This is a genomic window from Trinickia sp. (assembly GCF_036503415.1).
Lineage (GTDB): Bacteria > Pseudomonadota > Gammaproteobacteria > Burkholderiales > Burkholderiaceae > Trinickia.
Genome location: NZ_DASXWY010000127.1, coordinates 38,535 through 44,631, shown reverse-complemented (window position 1 = coordinate 44,631; position 6,097 = coordinate 38,535). Strand labels below are relative to the sequence as shown.

The 6,097-nt window shown below is 62.6% G+C and carries 8 protein-coding genes; 3 read left to right on the top strand and 5 right to left on the bottom strand.

The features are described 5' to 3' along the window. From VGL01_RS16225 to VGL01_RS16215, 3 genes are all read right to left on the bottom strand, one after another. Positions 1–852 (bottom strand): alanine racemase (locus VGL01_RS16225; RefSeq protein ID WP_331571050.1); only part of this gene is annotated, 852 nt, incomplete at its 3' end. Continuing rightward, on the bottom strand, positions 849–1,667 hold the full coding sequence (locus VGL01_RS16220; protein ID WP_331571048.1) for a hypothetical protein: 819 nt from the start codon (positions 1,665–1,667) through the stop codon (positions 849–851). The genes VGL01_RS16220 and VGL01_RS16225, both read right to left, overlap by 4 nt. 108 nt (positions 1,668–1,775) lie before the next feature. Next, positions 1,776–2,198 (bottom strand): OsmC family protein, encoded by a 423-nt coding sequence (locus VGL01_RS16215; protein WP_331571046.1) that lies wholly within the window; start codon positions 2,196–2,198, stop codon positions 1,776–1,778. A 413-nt stretch (positions 2,199–2,611) separates the two neighbouring features. On the opposite strand from VGL01_RS16215, the gene rplM reads away from it, so the two are divergent. From rplM to erpA, 3 genes are all read left to right on the top strand, one after another. After that, positions 2,612–3,040, top strand: a complete 429-nt coding sequence (gene rplM, locus VGL01_RS16210) for a 50S ribosomal protein L13 (RefSeq protein WP_331571044.1) — start codon at positions 2,612–2,614, stop codon at positions 3,038–3,040. Positions 3,041–3,051: 11 nt separating this feature from the next. Next, complete coding sequence (gene rpsI, locus VGL01_RS16205) at positions 3,052–3,444, top strand: 30S ribosomal protein S9 (RefSeq protein WP_173255276.1); 393 nt, start codon at positions 3,052–3,054, stop codon at positions 3,442–3,444. Positions 3,445–3,641: 197 nt separating this feature from the next. Next, positions 3,642–4,007, top strand: coding sequence for an iron-sulfur cluster insertion protein ErpA (erpA, locus tag VGL01_RS16200; RefSeq protein WP_173255275.1), 366 nt, complete (start codon positions 3,642–3,644; stop codon positions 4,005–4,007). 35 nt (positions 4,008–4,042) lie between these two features. On the opposite strand, the gene VGL01_RS16195 is transcribed toward erpA, so the two are convergent. Continuing rightward, the gene (locus tag VGL01_RS16195; protein WP_331571042.1) at positions 4,043–5,191 is read right to left on the bottom strand and encodes an anhydro-N-acetylmuramic acid kinase; all 1,149 of its coding nucleotides are present in this window, start codon (positions 5,189–5,191) and stop codon (positions 4,043–4,045) included. A gap of 159 nt (positions 5,192–5,350) precedes the next feature. Beyond that, positions 5,351–6,079, bottom strand: coding sequence for a cytochrome c biogenesis CcdA family protein (locus VGL01_RS16190; RefSeq protein ID WP_331571040.1), 729 nt, complete (start codon positions 6,077–6,079; stop codon positions 5,351–5,353). Positions 6,080–6,097 lie beyond the last annotated feature (18 nt).

The window sequence follows — 6,097 nt, the reverse complement described above, 5'->3', positions numbered from 1 at the left end:
TGCGTTGACGCTGACGACCGTACTTTGCACGAATAAAGACGTCTCGAAGGGGGCTGGGCGCAACGGGTCGCTCAATGCTTTCAGGTAGTCCGAATCCATGAACAGATACGACCCGGGCTGCATCTCGGTGAATACCTGGGCGGTCGAATCGAATTCCTGCGTGCCCGTGCCGACGCCTGTGACGATCTCGACCGCGAGGCCCGCGCATTCGATTTCCTCCACGATGTTCGCGACCGTACGGCTCAGTTCCGCCGCGGCTCGTTGCCGTTGACGGCGGTCTGCCAGGTGTTGAATGTTTCCGCCATAGGCTTGCAGGCCACCCAGGCACAACGTATCGCTCTTCGCGATGTGCCGGGCGAGTGCGACGGCGGCCGCGGCATCGGCCACGCCGGTGCGGTGATATCCGGCGTGATAATCGACGAGCACCGGCAGCCGATGGCCGAGGTCCACCGCGGCTGCGGCAAGTGCGTCGACGTTGTCGGGATGGTCGGCGACTACCATCAACTGCCCGGGCCCGGCGGTACGCGCGCTGCGAATGAGCCGGCGCATCTTGTTCTTGCCGACGACGGGCGAAGTCACGAGGACGCCGGGAATGCCTGCCTCGACCATGACTTCGGCTTCGCCGAGCGTGGCGCATGACACCCCGATCGCTCCCGCTTCGATCTGCAAGCGCGCGATTTCGACCGACTTGTGGCTTTTCGCGTGCGGCCGCAGCGCAATACCGGAGCTTGCAGCGAGTTCCGCCATACGGGCGATGTTGCGTTCGAGGGCGGCCAGATCGACGAGCAGGGCGGGCGTGTCGAGTAGGTGCCGGCCGCCCGGCACGCCGATCAGATCGATGTTGGGGTTCAAGGAAGGTCCTCGCGAAGTGATGAACCGGCCCGCAGCGGCTCCGCGGCCGTCACATGATCAAAGAGTGCCTTGGGCATTTTTCGATGCACGCCAAGCTCGACGAGCCTATCGCGCAACGCCGATGCACCCCGTAAGCCGCCGCCGAGCTTGTCGCCGATCGTCCGGACGCTGGCGATGACGCCCGCTTCCGTGCCGCGCCGATACTCGCTCAGGAAGTCGCGGATTTGTCCCAGGCTCCATCTCATGGTGAGCAAGAACGCAATCTCGTACTCGAACTCCGTGAGCTGTGTCTCGATTTCGATCGGGGCGTCGTCAGCCCGTGCGATGCTGCATCCTGCGCCGAACTCGAACGTATAGTTCGGCAACATCGCCAAGAAGCGGGAGATATCGAACTCGTACGCGCTGTAGATGGTGCCGAGAATCGACTTCGTCGGGCGGTGCTTGAGCGCGAATTTGTTGAACACCAGCCCTTTGAGGCCGTCGCTGTACTCGTGAATGTTGATCACGGAAGTCATCCGTCCGGGATCGCGATGCGATAGCAGGTCGCGGTCCTCGCGGACATAGCAGTCCGCGAACTGGGCGGTGCCCTCGCAAGGCATCTCGCGGTCGAAGCGCCCGGTCACATCCCCTCCCTTGGACAGGCCGACGATGCGCGCATAAGAATCTGTCGCGATGAGATGCCGCGAATCGACGTCTTTTGCGCCGACGATTGCTCCCGCCTGCGAAGAGACGAGATCGATGGATTGCCGGAACTTCTCGAGATACTGCTGTTGGCGCGCGGTGAACTGCTCGGGTGCGACGAGACTGAAGCTCATTGATATCCCCCTTGGCCTGGAAACCGACTCGAAGGATCGAAGCTTGCCTGCCGGCCGAGCTCGGTGCATTCGCGCGCCGCTAAATAAGGCGAAATGACGCGCTCGTCCTTACTGCTCCACAATCTCGAAGGAGTGCGTCAATTCGGTGGTCTTGGCGAGCATGATCGACGCCGAGCAATACTTGTCGTGCGACAGGTTGATGGCCCGCTCGACCGTGGCCGGGTTCAGATTCTTCCCCGTCACCGTGAAGTGGAAGTGAATGCTCGTGAAGACCTTCGGATCGACGCTCGCACGCTCCGCCTTCAGCGTCACCGAGCACCCGGCGATCTCCTGACGGCTCTTTTTCAGGATCATGACGACGTCGTAGGCCGTGCAGCCGCCCGTGCCTAGCAGAACCATTTCCATCGGCCGCGGAGCGAGATTGCGGCCGCCGCCTTCGGGGGCGCCGTCCATCATGGCCAGATGCCCACTGCCGGTCTCGGCGGCGAACGCCATGCCGTCAGGCCCCATCCAGCTCACCTTGCATTCCATGTTCAGGCTCCCGCGCAGTCAAAAGAAGAGCGCATTGTAGCCTCGCCCGAACGCTGCCGCTCCTGGCGGAATCCCACGGCGCGCGATATCGATATATCGTATCGTGAGATGCGATTTCGCCATGCAAATTTTCTTGCGCGATGGGTCGATCCTCTGTACAATACGCCTCATTGGTTGCCCTGGTTGTTCGGCAATCTCCGCATGTCTCCTCCACCCTCCTCCTTAGGTGGATTAAGCCCGAGCCAAGTGTTCGGGCTTTTTTTTGACGTGTCGCCTTGAATTCCTTTATAATTCAGGGCTTTTCCGCATCCATGCCCGCGGGAGAAGAACAGGGAGAGCCTGCGCCGCGTCTCGATACGCAACTATCCAAGCAGGAATGAAAAGTAAGGGCAGGTCACAATTTTGGATCGATCATGAAGACATTTTCCGCGAAAGCCGAAGAGGTAAAGCGCGAATGGTACGTGATTGACGCGACGGATAAGGTTCTCGGCCGTGTCGCCAGCGAAGTGGCACGCCGTCTTCGCGGCAAGCACAAGCCTGAGTTCACCCCGCACGTCGACACTGGTGATTTCATCATCGTCATCAACGCTGGCAAGCTGAAGGTGACGGGCAACAAAACCACCGACAAGAAGTACTACCGCCACTCGGGCTACCCGGGCGGTATCTACGAAACGACGTTCGGCAAGATGCAGGAGCGTTTCCCGGGCCGCGCGCTCGAGAAAGCGGTCAAGGGTATGCTGCCGAAGGGCCCGCTTGGCTATGCAATGATCAAGAAGCTGAAGGTCTACGCCGAAGCGACGCATCCGCATACGGCTCAGCAGCCGCAAGCGCTCGAGATCTAAGGGGAGCCCACATGATCGGTAATTGGAACTATGGTACGGGCCGCCGCAAGAGCGCCGTCGCTCGTGTCTTCATCAAGGCAGGCAAGGGCGATATCGTCGTCAACGGCAAGCCCATCGCTGATTACTTCTCGCGCGAAACGTCGCTGATGATCGTTCGTCAGCCGCTCGAGCTCACGAACCACGGCACGACGTTCGACATCAAGGTCAACGTGTCGGGTGGCGGCGAGACGGGTCAAGCGGGTGCGGTCCGTCACGGCATCACGCGTGCGCTGATGGACTACGATGCGACGCTGAAGCCCGCGCTGTCGAGCGCCGGCTTCGTGACGCGCGATGCACGTGAAGTCGAGCGTAAGAAGGTCGGCTTCCACAAGGCACGCCGCCGCAAGCAGTTCTCGAAGCGTTAATACGCGCCGGTACCGCGCCGCAATGCTGGCGCGGTCCGCAAAAAAAGCCGCCGCTGCTGTCCGCACCGGCGGCTTTGTTCATTTCCGGGGCGTCATACGGAACGTGTAAGGCAAGCACCCATTGAATTCATGGACTTACAGCACGATATTCCGAACAGCCCTACAATGGCGCTTAGCAGCTTTTTTGGAGAGTTCGAATGACCGCCGTCACTGAAACCCCCGTGACCGAAATGCCCGGCCCCTTCGTCTTCACGGACGCGGCGGCTGAAAAAGTGAAGCAATTGATCGACGAAGAGGGCAATCCGGACCTCAAATTGCGCGTTTTCGTGCAAGGCGGCGGATGCTCGGGCTTCCAATACGGCTTCACGTTCGACGAAACGATCAACGAAGACGACACCGTCATGAACAAGGCGGGCGTTCAACTGCTGATCGATTCGATGAGTTATCAATATCTTGTCGGCGCCGAAATCGACTACAAGGACGATATCAACGGCGCGCAATTCGTCATCAAGAACCCGAACGCCACGACCACGTGCGGCTGCGGCTCGTCGTTCTCGGCGTAACGTAGTCTCCCCCGTTCCGGTCGTTCAGCAACCGCTCACGCCGGGTAGAGCGCCCCCAGCACGCGCTCGCCCGCGGCGCCCGTCACCGCGGGCAGATTTCCCGGCGCCCGCTCGATACACCGCTTCGCCAACCAGGCGAACGCGAGCGCTTCCACATGGTGGGGCGGTACGCCGAGTTCGTCGGTCGTTCTCACCGATGCGCCCCTGACACCGCTCTTCGTCAATGCCGCCTCGAACGCTCGAAGCAGTTCGGGATTGCGCGCTCCGCCTCCACAGACGTAAATAGCGCCGCATCCGCCGGCATGCCGCTCCACCTCCCGCACGACGGTCGTCGCCGTCAACGCGGCCAGCGTGGCCTGGACGTCGGCCGGGGCCGATCCGGAAAAACCGGCCAGTTTGGCATCCAGCCAACTCGCATTGAACAGATCGCGGCCCGTGCTCTTGGGTGGCGGCAATGCAAAAAACGGCTCGTCCAGCAACCGGTTCAGGAGCGGCTCGACAACCGTGCCGCTTGCCGCGAATCGACCGCCTTCGTCGTAGGGCGTGCCTAGATGGCGGCTGGCCCACTCGTCGAGCAGCACATTCGCGGGCCCGCAGTCGAAGCCCCGGACAGAGGTGTCGGTGTCGGCGGGAAGGATCGTGATATTGCTGATCCCGCCGAGATTGCAGATCACGCGGGTCTCGTCTGCTGACCGGAAGATCTGCTCGTGAAAGGCCGGCACGAGCGGCGCGCCTTGGCCGCCGGCCGCCACATCGCGGCTTCGGAAATCCGCCACGACGTCGATGTGCGTCATCTCCGCGAGCAAGGCGGGATTATTGATCTGACGCGTATAGCCTTTTTCGATCATATGGCGCACCGTTTGCCCGTGTACGCCGATCGCTCGCACGCGCGACGGTGCCAGGTTGGCGGAGCGAAGCAGTTCGTGGCAGCACACCGCGTACCGTGTCGCGAGCGCCGATGCGGCGAGCGCCTCGCGCTCGATTTCATTGTCTCCGGGCTGCTGCAGCGCGAAGAGCGCGCCGCGCAGGCCGTCGGCGAAGCCGACGAAAGCGTCGGCCAGCACGGTCGGGGGCCGTCCGTCGGCGAATTCGACGGCGATGCCGTCGACGCCGTCCAGACTGGTGCCGGACATCAAGCCGAAGTAGATGCCGTCACCGGGAGCGGAGGGGGCGGTACGGGGCACGGAAAACTCCTCGTCGTTTCGTTGCCGGCAGGAGCCGGAAATGCGCGCGGGCAGGCATGTGAAAGCGCTTCGTGCATGACATTATCGGAGCAATGGTACCCGGCGTTGACACAATGCTGAACAAGTGGCTGCATTCGCGATGTCGGCAATGTTGAACCCTTAAAACCGCGTGGTCAGATCGACGAGCGCCGCAGGCAGCCATTGGGTCGCCCAGGTTTCCAGAGCTCGGTCGGCGTGAGTCAACGTGACGAGCCCGAGCGCGACGAGTATCACGCCGAGCACGGGCTTGCCCAACGATCCCGTCGAGCGCATGCGCTCGCGCAGTTTCGCCACCGATGCACGCGAGGCGAAGCCGAGCACAGCCATCGGCGTGCTGGCGCCGACCGCATAGACGCTCATGAGCGCTGCGATCGGGCCCAGCGCCTTGCCTTGCACCGCGAGTGCGATCGCTGCGCCGAGCGTCGGACCTGCGCAGGGACTCCAGATCGCGCCGAGCAGCAGGCCGATGACGAATTGGCCGCGCAGGGTCTGCGTATCGATTTGCGCGCTGTATGTATGGCCGATCGCCGCAATGCCTGAAGCGGCCGATCCGAAGCGACGCTGAAGCGCCGGCAGCAGCGTAACGACACCGGCTGCAACGAGTAGCACCGCCGATGCGTTGCGCAGCATCAGCTCATCGATACCGAGCGAGGTGCCTAGCGCGGCGAGAAGCGTACCGGCTACGGCGAACGACAGGGCGAGGCCGGCCGTGAGCGCTGCAACACCCCAGCGGTGTGCCGACGCTGCGCTCGCGAGGACGAGCGGGACGAGGGGCAACACGCAGGGGGAGAGGGTCGAGAGGAGGCCGGCCGCATAGGCGAGGCCGTAGGTTCCGATGCCGAATTGCATGGGGGCGCGTACCGGGTG